This is a genomic window from Arthrobacter sp. NQ4, assembly GCF_029077345.1.
In the GTDB taxonomy this organism is placed as follows: Bacteria; Actinomycetota; Actinomycetes; order Actinomycetales; family Micrococcaceae; genus Arthrobacter.
The window spans coordinates 527271-542656 of record NZ_JARETC010000002.1 but is presented as its reverse complement, the minus strand read 5'-3'; the positions used below and the strand labels follow the sequence as shown (position 1 = coordinate 542656).

The 15386-nt window shown below is 67.7% G+C and carries 14 protein-coding genes and 1 tRNA gene; 7 read left to right on the top strand and 8 right to left on the bottom strand.

Annotated elements, in window-relative coordinates; translation table 11 throughout:
• Nucleotides 1–111 precede the first annotated feature (111 nt).
• Nucleotides 112–909, top strand: a complete 798-nt coding sequence (locus PUN51_RS06355; RefSeq protein WP_275180271.1) for an HNH endonuclease family protein — start codon at nt 112–114, stop codon at nt 907–909.
• A gap of 51 nt (nt 910–960) precedes the next feature.
• On the opposite strand, the gene def is transcribed toward PUN51_RS06355, so the two are convergent.
• From def to orn, 3 genes are all read right to left on the bottom strand, one after another.
• Nucleotides 961–1533: a peptide deformylase gene (gene def / locus PUN51_RS06350; protein ID WP_224026377.1), complete on the bottom strand. Its 573-nt coding sequence runs from the start codon at nt 1531–1533 to the stop codon at nt 961–963.
• 130 nt (nt 1534–1663) lie between these two features.
• Nucleotides 1664–1736, bottom strand: a tRNA-His gene (locus tag PUN51_RS06345).
• Between the two features lie 128 nt (nt 1737–1864).
• Nucleotides 1865–2494: an oligoribonuclease gene (orn, locus tag PUN51_RS06340; protein ID WP_224026376.1), complete on the bottom strand. Its 630-nt coding sequence runs from the start codon at nt 2492–2494 to the stop codon at nt 1865–1867.
• Nucleotides 2495–2649: 155 nt separating this feature from the next.
• On the opposite strand from orn, the gene mptB reads away from it, so the two are divergent.
• Complete coding sequence (gene mptB, locus PUN51_RS06335) at nt 2650–4206, top strand: polyprenol phosphomannose-dependent alpha 1,6 mannosyltransferase MptB (protein ID WP_201302416.1); 1557 nt, start codon at nt 2650–2652, stop codon at nt 4204–4206.
• Between the two features lie 6 nt (nt 4207–4212).
• Here mptB and PUN51_RS06330 read toward each other — a convergent pair whose 3' ends face one another.
• Nucleotides 4213–4920: a DNA alkylation repair protein gene (locus PUN51_RS06330; protein WP_275180270.1), complete on the bottom strand. Its 708-nt coding sequence runs from the start codon at nt 4918–4920 to the stop codon at nt 4213–4215.
• Between the two features lie 79 nt (nt 4921–4999).
• On the opposite strand from PUN51_RS06330, the gene PUN51_RS06325 reads away from it, so the two are divergent.
• Nucleotides 5000–5902: an aldose 1-epimerase family protein gene (locus PUN51_RS06325; RefSeq protein WP_275180269.1), complete on the top strand. Its 903-nt coding sequence runs from the start codon at nt 5000–5002 to the stop codon at nt 5900–5902.
• Between the two features lie 27 nt (nt 5903–5929).
• On the opposite strand, the gene PUN51_RS06320 is transcribed toward PUN51_RS06325, so the two are convergent.
• Nucleotides 5930–6697: an alpha/beta hydrolase gene (locus PUN51_RS06320; RefSeq protein WP_275180268.1), complete on the bottom strand. Its 768-nt coding sequence runs from the start codon at nt 6695–6697 to the stop codon at nt 5930–5932.
• Nucleotides 6697–7830, bottom strand: a complete 1134-nt coding sequence (locus tag PUN51_RS06315; protein ID WP_275180267.1) for a LacI family DNA-binding transcriptional regulator — start codon at nt 7828–7830, stop codon at nt 6697–6699. Before PUN51_RS06315 ends, PUN51_RS06320 begins: the two co-directional genes overlap by 1 nt.
• Before the next feature lie 167 nt (nt 7831–7997).
• On the opposite strand from PUN51_RS06315, the gene PUN51_RS06310 reads away from it, so the two are divergent.
• Genes PUN51_RS06310 through PUN51_RS06300 form a run of 3 tightly spaced genes read left to right on the top strand, consistent with a single transcriptional unit; the run spans nt 7998 to nt 11217 of the window.
• Nucleotides 7998–9167, top strand: coding sequence for a Gfo/Idh/MocA family protein (locus PUN51_RS06310; RefSeq protein WP_275180266.1), 1170 nt, complete (start codon nt 7998–8000; stop codon nt 9165–9167).
• Nucleotides 9167–10381, top strand: a complete 1215-nt coding sequence (locus PUN51_RS06305; RefSeq protein WP_275180265.1) for a dihydrodipicolinate synthase family protein — start codon at nt 9167–9169, stop codon at nt 10379–10381. Before PUN51_RS06310 ends, PUN51_RS06305 begins: the two co-directional genes overlap by 1 nt.
• Entirely contained in the window at nt 10378–11217 is an 840-nt protein-coding gene (locus PUN51_RS06300) for a sugar phosphate isomerase/epimerase family protein (RefSeq protein WP_275180264.1), read from the top strand. Before PUN51_RS06305 ends, PUN51_RS06300 begins: the two co-directional genes overlap by 4 nt.
• A 132-nt stretch (nt 11218–11349) precedes the next feature.
• On the opposite strand, the gene xylB is transcribed toward PUN51_RS06300, so the two are convergent.
• Together xylB and xylA are read right to left on the bottom strand one after the other, a co-directional pair.
• Entirely contained in the window at nt 11350–12768 is a 1419-nt protein-coding gene (gene xylB / locus PUN51_RS06295; RefSeq protein ID WP_275180263.1) for a xylulokinase, read from the bottom strand.
• 3 nt (nt 12769–12771) lie between these two features.
• Nucleotides 12772–13959 carry a xylose isomerase gene (gene xylA, locus PUN51_RS06290; protein ID WP_224026366.1) on the bottom strand — a complete coding sequence of 396 codons (1188 nt, stop codon included), beginning with the start codon at nt 13957–13959 and terminating at the stop codon, nt 12772–12774.
• A 149-nt stretch (nt 13960–14108) separates the two neighbouring features.
• Here xylA and PUN51_RS06285 point away from each other — a divergent pair, with 149 nt between their 5' ends.
• Nucleotides 14109–15335 (top strand): ROK family protein, encoded by a 1227-nt coding sequence (locus PUN51_RS06285; protein ID WP_224026365.1) that lies wholly within the window; start codon nt 14109–14111, stop codon nt 15333–15335.
• Nucleotides 15336–15386 lie beyond the last annotated feature (51 nt).

The window sequence follows — 15386 nt, the reverse complement described above, 5'->3', positions numbered from 1 at the left end:
CGGGCGCTGTGACCCATCACTCGTCCTCAACAGTGTGGATATCAGCGGACGGCCGGCCCCATTGTCCTAGGCTCTTGGGGTGCCCGACTTTCCCCTCCCGGCGTCAACCCCGTGACCGTCAGCTGGTCCGCCTACCGCCGCGCACGCCGCCGTTCCCGGCAGGCCTGGGCGCTTCTGGTGACGGCCGCGGTCTCCGTCCTTGCCGCACTGTTCTGGTTCTTCACCGCCGGACAGTTCGCGGCAGCCGGGCCCGCCACGGAGGGGCCCACGGAGGCGCCGGTCTTCGACCCCGCCTGGATGAAGCCGGTCCAGGAACCCAACCCTGTGCCGGCCGGCAGCGCCCTCGCAGCCCTTGACGGCCTGGCTGTCAAAGGGCGGGCGCCCAGCACCGATTACAGCCGGGAGGCCTTTGGCCAGGCCTGGCTCGATGTGGACCGCAACGGCTGCGACACCCGCAATGACATTCTTCGCCGGGACCTCGCCGATGTTGTGTTCTCAGAGGGTTCCTCCTGCAAGGTGACGGCCGGGCACTTCCGGGAACCCTACACGGGGCAGGATATTGATTTCCGGCGCGGTTCGGACAGCAGCCGCGCGGTCCAGATCGACCACGTCGTCGCCCTGGGTGATGCCTGGCAAAAGGGCGCCCAGCGTTTGGCGCCGAAGGAACGCCAGAGCCTGGCAAACGATCCCCTGAACCTCATCGCGGCGGACGGCGCCGCCAATCAGCAAAAAAGCGCGGGGGACGCCGCTACCTGGCTGCCCAAAAACACGGCAATCCGCTGCCATTACGTGGCCCGGCAGATTTCCGTGAAGGCCGCGTACGGGCTGTGGGTAACGGCAGCGGAAAAGGTCGCCATGAAGCGGGTCCTGGCCTCCTGCCCCCAGCAGCAGACCATTACGGCAGGCTGACCGGCATCCGCAGGGCCGGCTCGGTGGCCGGCGGCCCCGTGGCTGGACCGGTCAGTGTCCGAAGGGATCCGGGTCAACGCCGGGCATCCAGGTCAGCCCCGGCACGCCCCAGCCGTTCTTCTTGGCCTGCTTCATGGCCTTGCGGGAATACCGGTCCAACAGCCGGTTGACGTACAGCTTGCCGTCCAGGTGGTCATACTCGTGCTGGATGACCCTGGCAAACCAGCCTGTGGCCTCGAAGCGGACCGGTTCCCCGAACCCGTCAAAGCCCTCCACCCGGGCCCATTCGGCCCGCTTGAGCGGATACTGTTCGCCCGGGAAGGACAGGCAGCCCTCTTCCTCTTCATCAGGATCGGGAGCAGCACCTGAGACCTTCGACAGGGTCAGGACGGGATTCACCAGGACGCCGGTTGGGGGAGCGCCGTCGTCATTGGCGTACTTGTAAACGAAGATCCGCTTGCCGACGCCGATCTGCGGGGCGGCCAGGCCCACCCCGTTGGCGGCGTCGTTGGTTTCGAACATGTCGGCAATCAGGGTGCGCAGTTCGTCGTCGAAGACCTCCACCTCGGCGGCGCGGCGGTGCAGGACAGGCTCGCCCCAGATGGTGATCGGCAGAACGGTCATATCAGTAGTCCTTCGGCTTCGCGGTGTCCCCGGCTGCAATGCGTGTGCCCGGTGGGGCACGACAAAGGAGGCCGCACCGGATATCCGGTGCGGCCTCCTTTGTTGACGGCTGCATGTGCCGCCCCGTGAGGGTGAGCGACGGGGGTTGAACCCGCGACCTCCTGGACCACAACCAGGCGCTCTGCCAACTGAGCTACGCCCACCATGTGCCTCAGGGAATTCCACCGGAGCGGCTCCCTGGAAACGCAACTCAAATAGCTTACCTGCTCGAACAGGGTGCTTTGTCCACTTTCAGCGATTTGAGCGAAATTTCCTCAAAACGTGGCGCAGATTACTCCGCGGACTGGTTCCCGGCGTCCCCGTTGGTGATTCCCCTGGCAATCTTCTGGGCGGTGGCGCTGTCCGGCCCGGGGGCGGGGACGAACACTGCCTCGCGGTAGTAGCGGAGCTCGTCGATGGAGTCCTTGATGTCTCCCAGCGCGCGGTGGCCACCCTTCTTCGCCGGCGACTGGAAGTACGCCCGGGCGTACCAACGGCGCGAGAGCTCTTTGATGGTGCTGACGTCAATGACCCGGTAATGCAGGTGCTCCACCACGGCAGGCATGTCGCGGGACAGGAACACCCGGTCGGTTCCCACGGAGTTGCCGCCCAGAGGTGCTTTGCGCGGATCCGGGACCCACGTGGAGATGTACTCCATGACCGCGGCCTCTGCTTCTGCCATCGTCTTGCCGTGCGGCAGCTCCGCCAGCAGCCCGGACTTGGTGTGCATGTCCCGGACGAAGTCGGACATCTGGGCCACTGCGGCATCGTCGGGTTTGATGACGACGTCGACGCCCTCACCAAGGATGTTGAGCTCCGAGTCGGTGACCAGTGCTGCCACCTCGATCAGGGCGTCGTTCTTGATGTCCAGGCCGGTCATTTCGCAGTCGATCCAGACGATTCGTTCGTTAGATATAGGCACCGGACCAGCCTACCGTTACACTTCCGGGCACCCTGCCGATGCTAGGATTTCGGTACGCGGCGGGTCGCCCTTCCGCCCCTTAATCGTGTCCCGGCCGGCCCGTGCGGCCCGCCGGATCAACAGCGGAAAACGCAACAAGATTGGACGATCCTGAGATGACGGCGCCTGTGCCCGCAACGGGGGAGATGGCGGCGGCCGGTATTGCCGGAACGGGCAGTGCCGAGGTGGACAATCCGCGCTCACCCCTGCTTGCCGGTTTCCTGGGCTCCATGTTCATGATGATTGGCTCCATTGGCGTCGGCTGGCTGGCCCCGGTCTCGGAGCTGCGGCGGATGCCCGTGTTCATCTGGATGCGGACGGAGGCTCCCGGCGTGGCGCTGTCCATCGTCCTGGTGGCCATCGGCGGCATGTTGCTGGTGCGTGCCTGGCTGCGGCTGGGCCAGAAAGTCCGGGTGTGGGGTGAACAGGCACGGCGGGCAACCCTGTCCGCGGTGGTGGCATGGGGACTTCCCATGATGTTCAGCGTGCCGCTGTTCAGCCGCGACGTGTATGCGTACATCGGGCAGGGGCGCCTGATGGTGGAGGGCTTCAATCCGTACGAAAACGGCATTTCCGCGCTGTCCAACTACTTCCAGCTCGGCGCCGACAAAATGTGGACCGAGGCGCCGGTTCCCTATGGCCAGCTGTTCCTGTGGATCGAGCAGTTCGTCGTCTGGGTGACCAACGTCCAGCCGGAGGCGTGCGTCATGCTCTTCCGGCTGGTGGCGCTGGCCGGTGTGGTGCTCTGCGTCGTCTACGTGCCCCGGCTCGCCGAACTGCACGGCGTGAACCCGCACCGCGCTCTCTGGCTGACCGTGGCCAACCCGCTCTTCCTGACCAATTTCATTGCCAGTGTCCACAACGACTCCCTGATGATCGGGCTCGCCCTGGCAGGCTTGTACTACTCCGCGACCCGGCGCCAGGTCCGTGGCATCGCCCTGGTGACCCTCTCCATCGCGGTGAAGCCCATCACCATTGTCTTCCTGCCCTTCATCGGCCTCCTGTGGGCAGGCCGGAACGCGGGCTGGCTCCGGAAAGTGGCGTTTTGGGCCCTGACGGCCGGCCTGAGCCTGGCGCTGTTGACCGCCTTGAGCATGGTCAACGGGTTCGGCTTCGGCTGGATCAACGGCCTGTCCGCGCCGGGCAGTATTTCGATCTGGTACGCCCCGGTGGGCTTGATTGGCATGGTGGTCGGATCCTTGGCCACCGCTTTCGGCTTTGACGGTTCGGTCCCCGCGGGCTGGGTATTCGACGCCGGCAAGCTGCTGGCCGTGGGAATCGTCGCCTGGCAGATCTTCAAGGGTGACTACGACCGCCTGATGCGCCGCCTCACGCTCGCCCTGGCGGCCGTGGTCCTGCTGGCCCCGATCATCCAGGCCTGGTACGTCGTCTGGCTCATACCGCTCTTTGCCGTGACCGGCATCAGGAACGACTGGCAGGTCAAGGCCCTGTACTTCGTGGTGTCCTTCTTCATGATCTACGCGATTTCGGACCAGTTGGACGTTTTCCCGTACCTCCAGACCCAGGACCTCGGCTTCGCCCTCGCCCTGGCCCGCGTTGCCGCGGCGCTGACCGCCCTGCTCTTTGCCCTGTACCTGATCTTCTGGGACCCCGGCACCCGCAGGCTGTTCCGCAAATCGCACCAGCCCGTCGTCGAACGTCCCGTGATCTAGCGGCGGCTATTGCTGTGCGGCCCCGGCGCTGATCCTGCGCAGGGCCTCCCGCCGCGACAACGGACTCATGGGGTCCTTGTTGCGGGAAACGAACGCCTCCACCCACTCCGGTGCGGTCTTGGCGTACTCGCGCAGCGCCCAGCCGATGGCCTTGCGGATGAAGAACTCCCGGTCCGCCAGGTTCGGCTCGATGATGGCGGCGAGCAGTCGCGTGTCGGTGGCCTTCCCGGCGCGCAGCTGCGACGTGATGGCGGCCCTGCGGATCCAAAGGTCGGGGTCCTTGCTCCACTGCAGCAGGAGACCGGACATCTCCCGGGGGTGCGACTGCAGCAGGGTGCAGATCCGGCCGGACACGCCATCGGCAAAGTCCCACCATGCACCTGTCCGGATCATTTCTGCGTACACAGGAAGCATGTCCAGGTCGGAGGCCACCAGCCGGTGTGCTGTCAGGTCGATGGCCGCGTACTTCTCCTCCCGGAACGTGGAGGTGCGCCACAGGTCCAGCACGGTGGCGCGCAGCTGCCCGGCGGAAACCGGCGGATGCTCCCGGGCAGCCCGCTTCGCGATGCGCCGCACCTCGGGAACCCGTACGCCGAGCGAGGGGAGCTCGGACTTCATGTAGGCCTGCGCTCCCGCGGCCCGGGTAGGCTCGGCCAGCCCGTGGAGTGCACCCCTGACGGTGGCGATGAGGTCCTGGTCGGCGGCCGTATCCATGGGGCAACTGTAGCCAGTGGACAGTGCCGGTGGTGCGGTAGGCTGGTGAGCGCTAACACACTACGACGCAGAGGTAGCCATGCCCGGAACTGAAGTCCACCTCGCCCACGGACCCTACTCCGCCGTCGTCACCCTCCGCGGCGGGGCGGTTAGGGAACTCCGCCACGGGGACAGGGACTTGGTGGTGGGCTTTGGCCCCGACGGACCCGTACCCGACTACCGCGGCGTGATCTGTGCGCCCTGGCCCAACCGCCTGGCGGACGGCACCTACTCCTATGGGGGCAAGTCCTATGCCGCTGCCGTCAACGAACCGGAACGCGGCGCTGCCCTGCATGGCCTTGCCATCCACAGGCCATGGAAGGTGCTGGAAGCGGCCGCGGACCGCGCCGTCCTGGGTTGCCGCATTCCGGCCGGCCCGGATTACCCGGGTGACCTGGAGTTGTCGGTGACCTATACGCTCTCCGACGACGGGCTCCAGGGCATGGTGCGGGCGGTCAACACCGGTGCCGCTGCCGCCCCGTACGGGGTGTGCCCCCATCCCTATCTGGTGGCCGGTCCGTCCCCGCTGGATGACTGGACGCTGGATCTGCCGGCCGCTGCCTACCTGGAGGTGACCCCTGACCGGCTGCTGCCGGTGGGCATGCGGCAGGTGGACGGGGATGCCTTCGACTTCCGTTCGCCGCGGCGCCTGGGGCCGGTGAAGATCGACCATGCCTTCACGGACATCGCCCGGGACGGTGCGGGCCTGGCCCGGGTGCGGGTACTGGATCCGTCAGGTACAGGTGTGGAACTCGAATGGGGCGCCGAATGGCCCTGGGTCCAGGTGCACACCGGCGACAAGCCCGCCCGCCCGGACCGGCTGGGCCTGGCTGTTGAACCAATGACGTGTCCGCCTGATGCCCTGCATTCAGGCACGGACCTGGTGCACCTGCAGCCCGGCCAGGCCCACTCGGCGGGCTGGACCATCCGCGCTCTGGGCTAGGCCGGTCCGGCCTCGGCGGGCGCGGGGCTAGGCGGGGCCGGCCGTGGCGGCTTGGTGGACGGAGTCCGTCCATCCGGCACGCTGCAGCCAGGCTGCGCACAGTGCGGTCCACTGCCGTGGTCCGGGGTGGTCCGCGGCAAGCCCCAGCCCATGCCGTCCCTGCGGGAAGACATGCAGTTCCGCCGGAACGCCGGCGGCAAAGAGCGCCCTGGCATAGTTCAGGCTGTTGCTCACCGGAACGGCGTCGTCATCGGCTGTATGCCAGAGGAAGGCCGGCGGCGTCCGGGGAGTGACGTTCAGCTCCGGCGAGAGGGCCCTGAGGAGGTCCGACGGCGGCGCGCCGCCAAGGAGGTTTGCCACCGATCCCTGGTGCGCCTCGTGGGTCAGTGATGCAACCGGATAGCAGAGCACCGAGAGGTCGGGGACGGCTGCGGGCACATCCAGGTCCGGGTTTCCGGTGGCAGCTGCCGTGCTGAGGGTGGCCGCCAGGTGGCCGCCGGCGGAGAAGCCCAGGACGCCGATGCGCTCCGGGTCGACGGCGAACCGGTGCTGTCCCTTCCTGATGTGGAGCATGGCTTCCTTTGCGTCCTCCAGGGGAGCAGGGTGCCGGTCAGGGGCCACCCTGTAGCGGAGGACGAAGGCGTGGATTCCCAGGGAGGCCAGCCACTCTGCAACGGGCTCCGCTTCGTGGTCAGCCTGGCGGGCGTATCCTCCTCCCGGCAGGACCAGGATGGCCGGCCGGGCGCCGGCAGCCCCGGGACGGGCGGGAACTGCCGTAAGCGCACGCGCCGCCATCAGGCGGCAGCTTCGGTGCTGCGCCGCAGCGTGACCTCGCCTGTGATGTCACCGGGTGAAGCGTCGTCGGCGCCGTCGCCGTCGTCGCCGTCGTCGCCGGCAAGCCTCCGCTGGGTGGCCCGGGTGGCCACGCGCCCAATGTCCTCCAGCGGCAGGCGGACCGTGGAAAGGGCCGGCCGGAAGTCGCGGAGGGTCTCAATATCGTCGAAACCGGCGATGGCGGCGTCGCGGGGGATGCGGAGCCCCTCGGACCGCAATGCTGCGGCCGCCCCGATGGCCATCACATCGTTGACGGCGAAAATGCACAGCTTGGGTGCGCCGCCCCCCTCACCGGACGGGCCCCCTTCTCCGGACGGGCCCGCGTTGGTCCGGGCTGCCTTGATCCGGGCAGCCAGTTCAAGCCCGGCGTCATATCCACCGGACCGGTTGAACGCGCTGCGGAGCACTTCCGCCGGCCGGCGCCCGGCCCGTTCCAGTCCCTCCTGGAAACCGCGGACCCGGTCATCGGAGGTCAGGAGGCCTTCGGGACCGCCGACAATGACGAAGTCCCCGTCCCAGCTGCCCGCAAGTTCGGTGGCCAGCCGGCCGGCCAGCTCCTGGTTGGGCACTTTCACCACGTGGTACCCCTCCGGAGCAGCTGCACCCACGACGGGGTGGCCCACCACGGCCACCTGGCCGCCGTTGCGGCAATACCGGTCAAGTTCGGCTGCCAGCTCGCTGTTGCCGTCCTTGTCCTCGTCGCGGCACGAGCGGGAACCGGCGATCACGATCGAGTCTGCCCGGCGCGCCGCGAACGCAGCCACCGCTTCCTTTTCCTCCGCGGGGCCGCCGCCGGTGGTGGCAAGGAGTACCATCTTCCGCTGTTCCCGGGCGGCTTCCTGCACGCCCCTGGCAATGGCCGCGAAGTAGGGATCGGCAATGTCATGGACGATCAGGCCGATCAGGCCGGAACTGGATTTCGCCAGCCCCTGTGCCTGGGCGTTGGGGATGTAGCCGAGCGACTCAGCCGCCTGCCGGACCCGTTCGGCAATGTCCTTCCCCGGTTTGCGGGCGGATCCGTTCAGCACGCGGGAGGCCGTGGCGGGTGAAACGCCGGCAAGGCGGGCCACCTCGGTAAGGGTACTTGCAGCCACTGCATCTCCTGGTCTTGTACGGGCTCGAAGGCTAAAGCACATTATGGCAGTTCAAACTACTTCCGGAAAGCGCTTGCCACGGGGAAGCGCGCCGTGCATCATGGAAGCAGTGGGAATGCGCTTTCCCAATCAGCTTGACTACCTTGCTCACTCACCGTGGAGGACACATGGGCTTCGAAACAAAGACAATCCGCATCGCCATGAACGGCATCACCGGCCGGATGGGCTACCGTCAGCACCTGCTGCGCTCAATCCTGCCCATCCGCGATGCCGGCGGCTTCACCCTCCCGGACGGCACCAGGGTCCAGGTTGAACCCATCCTGGTGGGCCGCAACGAGGCCAAGATCCGGGAACTGGCGGAAAAGCACAAGGTGTCCGAGTGGACCACGGACCTGGACGCCGTGATCAAGGACCCCACGGTGGACGTCATCTTTGACGCCTCCATGACCAGCCTGCGCGCCGCAACCCTGAAGAAGGCGATGCTGGCCGGCAAGCACATCTTCACCGAGAAGCCCACGGCCGAGACCCTCGAAGAAGCCATTGAACTGGCCCGCATCGGCAAGGAGGCGGGCGTTACTGCCGGCGTCGTCCACGACAAGCTCTACCTCCCGGGCCTGGTCAAGCTCCGCCGCCTGGTGGACGAGGGCTTCTTCGGCCGCATCCTCTCCATCCGCGGCGAGTTCGGCTACTGGGTCTTCGAAGGCGACATCCAGGCCGCGCAGCGCCCGTCCTGGAACTACCGCAAGGAAGATGGCGGCGGAATGACCACGGACATGTTCTGCCACTGGAACTACGTCCTGGAGGGCATCATCGGCCAGGTCAAGAGCGTCAACGCCAAGACCGCCACCCACATCCCGGCGCGCTGGGACGAAGCCGGCAAGGAATACAAGGCCACGGCGGATGACGCCTCCTACGGCATCTTCGAGCTCGAGACCCCGGGCGGCGACCAGGTGGTCGGCCAGATCAACTCGTCCTGGGCAGTGCGTGTCTACCGCGATGAACTGGTGGAGTTCCAGGTTGATGGGACCCATGGCTCCGCCGTCGCAGGCCTGAACAAGTGCGTCGCCCAGCAGCGCGCCCACACCCCCAAGCCGGTCTGGAACCCGGACCTGCCCGTCACCGAGTCCTTCCGCGACCAGTGGCAGGAAGTCCCGGCCAATGCCGAGCTGGACAACGGGTTCAAGCTGCAGTGGGAAGAGTTTCTGCGCGACGTTGTGGCCGGCAGGGAACACCGTTTCGGCCTGCTGTCCGCCGCCCGCGGTGTCCAGCTCGCCGAACTTGGCCTCCGGTCCAATGACGAGCGCCGCACCATTGACATCCCGGAGATCACGCTCTGATGACTTCCCTTATCCTTCCCTCCGAGGACGGCGGCACCAGGGAGTACCGCCTCCGGGGAGCCATGCCGTGGGCCCGCCCCACCGCCCCGCTTACCGCGCGGCGCGCCTACGCCGCGGCCCACGTCATCCCCGAGGTCCTCGCCGACAACACTCCCGGAGCCCCGGCGCGCCTGGACTGGGACGCCACCATGGCGTACCGCCACGAGCTCTGGTCCTATGGTCTTGGCGTGGCCGACGCCATGGACACCGCCCAGCGCGGCATGGGCCTTGACTGGGCCGCCACGCAGCAGCTCATCAAGCGCACCGGCGTCGAGGCAGCATCGGTGGTCTCGGCCAACAACCCGGCCACCGCCGGTAAATCGGTCCGTGACCTCGTGTCCTGCGGTGCCGGTACCGACCAGCTGGACCTCGACGCCCTGCCCACGGGTGAGGCCGGCCTGAAAGCCGTCCTCGGGGCATACCGTGAGCAGATTGCCGTGATCAGCGAGGCCGGCCCCAAGGTCATCATCATGGCCTCCCGGGCACTTGCCAAGGCAGCACGTGGGCCGGAAGACTACCTGAACGTCTACTCCACACTCCTGCAGGAGGTTGACCAGCCGGTCATCCTCCACTGGCTGGGCACCATGTTCGATCCCGCCCTGGCGGGCTACTGGGGCTCGGACGACGTCGCCACTGCCACTGAAACCTTCCTGGGCCTGATCAGGGACAACGCGGCCAAGGTGGACGGGGTCAAGGTCTCCCTGCTCGACGCCGGCCACGAGGTGGCCCTGCGGGCGGCGCTGCCTGAAGGCGTCCGCCTGTACACCGGGGACGACTTCAACTACCCGGAGCTCATCGACGGCGACGGCAGCCACCACTCCGACGCCCTGCTGGGCATCTTCGCGGCCATCTACCCGGCCGCTTCCGTGGCCCTGCAGAACTATGACGCCGGAAATCCGGCCAGGGCACGGGAAATTTTGGACTCCACCCGTGAACTGGGCAAGCACATTTTCAGCGCCCCGACGTTCTACTACAAGACCGGCATCGCGTTCATGTCCTGGCTCAACGGCAAGCAGCCCGGGTTCCAGATGGTCGGCGGCCTGCACTCCGGCCGCTCCGTCTGCCACCTTGCCCGGACCTTTGAGCTGGCCGACCAGGCCGGCTTGCTGAAGGACCCGGCGCTGGCCGCCTTCCGCATGTCCGATTACCTGCGGATCAACGGGGTGGGAGTATGAGCGACTTCTCCCGCCTGTCCATCAACAGCGCCACCACCAAGAAGTGGACGCTTGCCCAGGTGGTCGAGGGCTGCGTCAACGCCGGCATCCCCGCCATCGGCCCCTGGCGCGACCGGGTGGCGGAGGCCGGTCTGGACAAGGCAGCACGCCTGATCAAGGACGCGGGCCTGCGTGTGTCCTCGCTGTGCCGCGGCGGGTTCCTCACGGCGGCGGACGCGGAAGGCCAGGCAAACGCGCTCGCCGACAACCGTGCAGCGATCCTCGAAGCCGTGGCGCTGGACACCACCGAACTGTTCCTGGTGGTGGGCGGACTCGCGTCAGGGGAGAAGGACATCGTGGACGCCCGGCAGCGTGTGGCTGACCGGCTCGCGGACCTGGTCCCTTTCGCACAGGAAAACGGCGTCCGCCTGGTGCTGGAACCGCTGCACCCGATGTACGCCGCGGACCGCGCACTGATCTCCACCCTGGGGCAGGCCCTGGACCTCGCAGCGCCCTTCGACGCATCGACAGTTGGCGTCGCCGTCGATACATTCCACGTCTGGTGGGACCCGGAACTGAAGGCGCAGATCGAACGCGCCGGCCGGGAGAACCGCATCGCCTCCTACCAGGTGTGCGACTTCAACATGCCCATCGCCGCCGATCCGCTGCTCTCCCGCGGGTACATGGGCGACGGCGTGGTGGACTTTGCCACGATCGGCACCTGGGTCCGCGACGCCGGGTACACCGGCGACATCGAAGTGGAGATTTTCAATCAGGAGATCTGGGACACGGACGGCAACACCGTCCTGGCCGCGGTCAAGGAGCGGTACGCGGAGCTTGTCCTGCCGTACGCCTGACCTGGTTCAAGACCGCGGGCTCCTGCTGCGTCACGGCAGGAGCCTGCGCCCCACATGAAAGGACCCGGACCAGGGGAGGCTTTCCCACCCTGGTTCCGGGTCCTTTTTCCTGCCCGCTGCCCTGCTGCAGCCCTATGGGTAGAGCGAGGCGAACCGGCGGTACCTTGCCAACACGCCGGCGTCGTCCTTTCCCAGCGGAAGGTCGACGGCGTCTGCCGCCCACTCGGGGAAGCGTCCGGTGAGTGCCGCCGCAGCCTGGCGCGCGGCGCCGTCGGCCACGTACTCGCCCGGCTGCGGCACCGTGACGCCGGTTCCCAGCAGGCTGGCGGCCACTTCCTGCACGGCTGCTGACTGGGCCCCGCCGCCCACCAGGAGGATCCGCCGGGCGGTCACGCCCTGGTCCTGCAGTGCCGCCAGGCCGTCCGCCAGTGAGCAGACAACGCCCTCGACGGCGGCGCGCGCCACGTTGGCGGGGGTGTAGTTGGCCCGGGTGATGCCGTGCAGGGAGCCGGTGGCGTCCGGCAGGTTGGGGGTCCTTTCCCCATCGAAGTACGGGACCAGGGTGAGGCCGCCGGCACCGGGCCCGGCGGACAACGCCAGCCGGTTGAACTCGGCCAGGTCCACGTCCAGCAGGGCGGCGGTGGCATCGAAGATGCGGGTGGCATTCAAGGTGCACACCAGCGGCAGGAAATGCCCGGCGGCGTCGGCGAATCCGGCCACCAGTCCCGAGGCGTCAGCCGCCGGTGAATCCGAGACCGCGAAGACGGTCCCGGACGTGCCCAGTGACATCACCACATCGCCCAACCGGGCCCCTGCACCAAGCGCGGCCGCCGCATTGTCCCCGGCGCCTGCCGCCAGGAGGGTGCCCGCCGGCGTCTTTCCCGCCGCTTCCAGGGGCCCGAGGACCCGGGGGAGGACCGGCACGTGGCCGAGTGCCGCGGACAGGACGTCCGGCAGGTACTTGCCTTCCGCCGTCGAGTAGTAGCCCGTACCGGATGCGTCCGAGCGGTCCGTGGCCAGGGCGGCCAGCCCTTCTTTACCGCTGCCTGGCCCGTGGCCTGCGAGCCGCCAGGTGAGCCAGTCATGCGGCAGGCAGACGGCGGCCACCCCCGCGGCGTTTTCCGGTTCATTTTCCGCCAGCCAGCGCAGCTTGGTCAGCGTCAGGGATGCGACCGGCACCGTACCGGTGGCGCGCGCCCAGTACTGCGCGCCGACGGCTGGATCGCCGCCGCCGGCGGATTCGATGAGTTCCAGGGCGGCGCCGGCGCTGCGGGTATCGTTCCACAGCAGCGCCGGCCGGATCACCGCACCGTCGCTGTCCAGGCAGACCATGCCGTGCTGCTGGCCTCCGACAGACACGGCGCTGACGTCATCCAGTCCGCCGGCGTCTGCCACCGCCTTCTGCAGTGCCGTCCACCAATGGTCCGGGTGGACCTCGGTGCCCTCAGGGTGCGGGGCCCGGCCCTGGCGGACCAATGCTCCGGTATCGGCATCGCGGATCACCACCTTGCACGACTGGGTGGAGCTGTCGATGCCTGCGACGAGCCCCATGGCCTAGTGGGCGCCCAGGAGGTGCTCGATGGCGAGCTGGTTGAGCCGGACGAACGCGAAGGAGCGCTCAGCAGCCTTGTCGGCGTCGAAGTCCTCGAAGGCTGCGGCGTCGGCCAGCAGGTCTGCGGTGCTTTCGCCGGCACTGAGGGTGGGCTCGCCGAGTTCGAAGACGCCGGAGGTCTTGAGTGCTTCCTGGACCTGCGGGTCTGCGCGGAACGCCAGCGCCCGTTCCTTCAGCAGCAGGTACATGGCCATGTTGGCCTTGGCGGACTCCCACACGCCGTCGTAGCCGTCGGTGCGGGAGGGCTTGTAGTCGAAGTGGCGCGGGCCGTCGTACTTCGGGCCGCCGCCCGGGAAGCCGTTCTCCAGCAGGTCGACCGTGAAGAAGGCGCTGGTGAGGTCGCCGTGGCCGAACACCAGGTCCTGGTCGTACTTGATGCCGCGCTGGCCGTTGAGATCGATGTGGAAGAGCTTGCCGGCCCAGAGTGCCTGCGCAATGCCGTGGGTGAAGTTCAGTCCCGCCATCTGCTCGTGGCCGGTCTCGGGGTTCAGGCCCACGATGTCCCCGTGTTCGAGCTGGGCAATGAAGGCCAGGCCATGGCCGACAGTGGGCAGGAAGATATCGCCGCGGGGTTCGTTCGGCTTGGGTTCAAGGGCGATCCGCAGGTTGTAGCCCTTGTCCTTGATGTAGCCGGCCGCGGTGTCAACGCCTTCCTTCATGCGGTCCAGGGCGGCTGCCAGGTCCTTGGAGCCGTCGTATTCGCTGCCTTCGCGGCCGCCCCACATGACGAACGTTTCAGCGCCGAGCTCTGCGGCGCGGTCAATGTTGCGCAGGACCTTGGAGAGGGCAAAGCGGCGGATGGAACGGTCGTTTGAGGTGAAGCCGCCGTCCTTGAAGACCGGGTGGCTGAACAGGTTGGTGGTCACCATGGGGACCTTCAGTCCCGTCTCGGCCAGGGCTGACCGGAAGTTTTTCAGGATCAGGTCCCGCTCTGACGCGGAGGCGTCAAAGGGAACAAGGTCATTGTCGTGGAACGTGATGCCGTAGGCGCCCAGTTCTGCCAGGCGGTGGACTGCCTCCACCGGATCCAAAGCGGCACGGGTGGCCACGCCGAACGGATCGGCGCCGGTCCAGCCGACCGTCCAGAGGCCGAAGGTGAACTTGTCAGCGGGCGTGGGGGAGAGAGTCATGATGCGTCCTTGCGATCGGGTTGCGCCGCGGAATTGCGAAGCTTTAGTTCATTGCCTGAACTATATGAGCCGACGTAGGGTGGGGTCAATAGTCCAGCGTGGAGACCGCCGAAAAACTTGGCGGAAGCGTCTAACCAAGGAGCTTTGTCATGGTGATGCCGGCGCCTGCAGCGGCGGGGTCCGGATCCCCGGCCCCCGGAAACGTGGGGGACGTGAGGCGCAGCAATCTTGCCCTGGTCCTCGGCGCGATTGCCGAGTTCCCGCCCGGCACGCATCCCAGCCGTGCCCAGGTTGCCGGCGCCACCGGATTGACCAAGGCGTCGGTGTCCAGCCTGGTGCTGGACCTCCTGGACGCCGGGGTCATCCGCGAAATCGGGCTTAACCCCCAAGGCCGCGGCCGGCCGGGCGTGGGGCTGGAGCTCAGCCCCAGCCGTGCTGTCATGGGAATGGAGGTCAACGTCGACTACATTTCCGCCGCCGTGGTTGACCTGTCAGGGAAGGTGCTGCGGCGCGAGGTACGGGAGCGCGATAACCGGAACAGCCCGGACAAGCCGGTGCTGGCCGCACTCGCAGGCCTGGCGGCCAGGGTGCGGGGTGCTGCCGGTGAACAGGGCGTCGACGTCGTGGGCGGCGGGCTGGCGGTACCCGGACTGGTGGACCCGGCCAGGGCGCGCGTGCTGACCGCTCCCAACCTGGGCTGGGTCAATGTTGACCTCGACCTTTACGCCCTGCTGCCCGAAACAGCGCTGGGGGTTGCACTGTTCAACGAGGCCAATGCCGCAGCCCTGGCCGAACTGCGGCACCGGCCGGACCGCGCAGCGAACTTCCTTTTCGTCTCCGGTGAGGTGGGCGTGGGCGGCGGGATTGTCATCGGTTCCGAGCTGTTCACCGGCCCCGGAGGCCATGCCGGCGAAGTGGGACACATCGTGGTGGATCCGGACGGCGGCCATTGTTCCTGCGGGGGGACCGGCTGCCTGGAGACGGTGGCCGGCCAGGACGCCATCTTCATTGCTGCCGGCCTGGCCCCGGACGGGAGTTCACGGTCTGCCGCGATGTCAGCGCTCCTGCAGGCACTCGAGGGCGGGGCACCCAAGGCGGTATCCGCCGTCGAACGTGCGGGCCGCTGCCTGGGCATAGCGCTTGCTTCAACGGCCCGGGTGGTGGATATCGATTCGGTAGTACTGGGCGGCCATTTCGCAGTCCTTGAGCCCTGGCTGCGTGCCCCGTTGCTGGACAGCCTGCAGAAATATGCGCCCGGAAAGTATGCGTCGGAGCAGGTAACGGTGTCCGCGGTGGGGGAGTTTGGTGCCCTGCTGGGGGCTGCCGGCAGCGTGATCCGGTCCCTTGTGGACGCGCCGCACCGGCTGCAGGCATAGCGGCGGGTGCACAACGCCCCGGTCCGAAGACCGGGGCATCAGCCACCAAGG

Bases quoted from the DNA above. Each gene is read 5' to 3' on its own strand.
- PUN51_RS06305 (WP_275180265.1), top strand. From the start codon at position 9,167: ATGACTTCCCTTATCCTTCCCTCCGAGGACGGCGGCACCAGGGAGTAC.
- PUN51_RS06300 (WP_275180264.1), top strand. From the start codon at position 10,378: ATGAGCGACTTCTCCCGCCTGTCCATCAACAGCGCCACCACCAAGAAG.
- mptB (WP_201302416.1), top strand. From the start codon at position 2,650: ATGACGGCGCCTGTGCCCGCAACGGGGGAGATGGCGGCGGCCGGTATT.
- PUN51_RS06285 (WP_224026365.1), top strand. From the start codon at position 14,109: ATGGTGATGCCGGCGCCTGCAGCGGCGGGGTCCGGATCCCCGGCCCCC.
- xylA (WP_224026366.1), bottom strand. From the start codon at position 13,959: ATGACTCTCTCCCCCACGCCCGCTGACAAGTTCACCTTCGGCCTCTGG.
- PUN51_RS06325 (WP_275180269.1), top strand. From the start codon at position 5,000: ATGCCCGGAACTGAAGTCCACCTCGCCCACGGACCCTACTCCGCCGTC.
- PUN51_RS06330 (WP_275180270.1), bottom strand. From the start codon at position 4,920: ATGGATACGGCCGCCGACCAGGACCTCATCGCCACCGTCAGGGGTGCA.
- PUN51_RS06320 (WP_275180268.1), bottom strand. From the start codon at position 6,697: ATGGCGGCGCGTGCGCTTACGGCAGTTCCCGCCCGTCCCGGGGCTGCC.
- def (WP_224026377.1), bottom strand. From the start codon at position 1,533: ATGACCGTTCTGCCGATCACCATCTGGGGCGAGCCTGTCCTGCACCGC.
- PUN51_RS06310 (WP_275180266.1), top strand. From the start codon at position 7,998: ATGGGCTTCGAAACAAAGACAATCCGCATCGCCATGAACGGCATCACC.
- xylB (WP_275180263.1), bottom strand. From the start codon at position 12,768: ATGGGGCTCGTCGCAGGCATCGACAGCTCCACCCAGTCGTGCAAGGTG.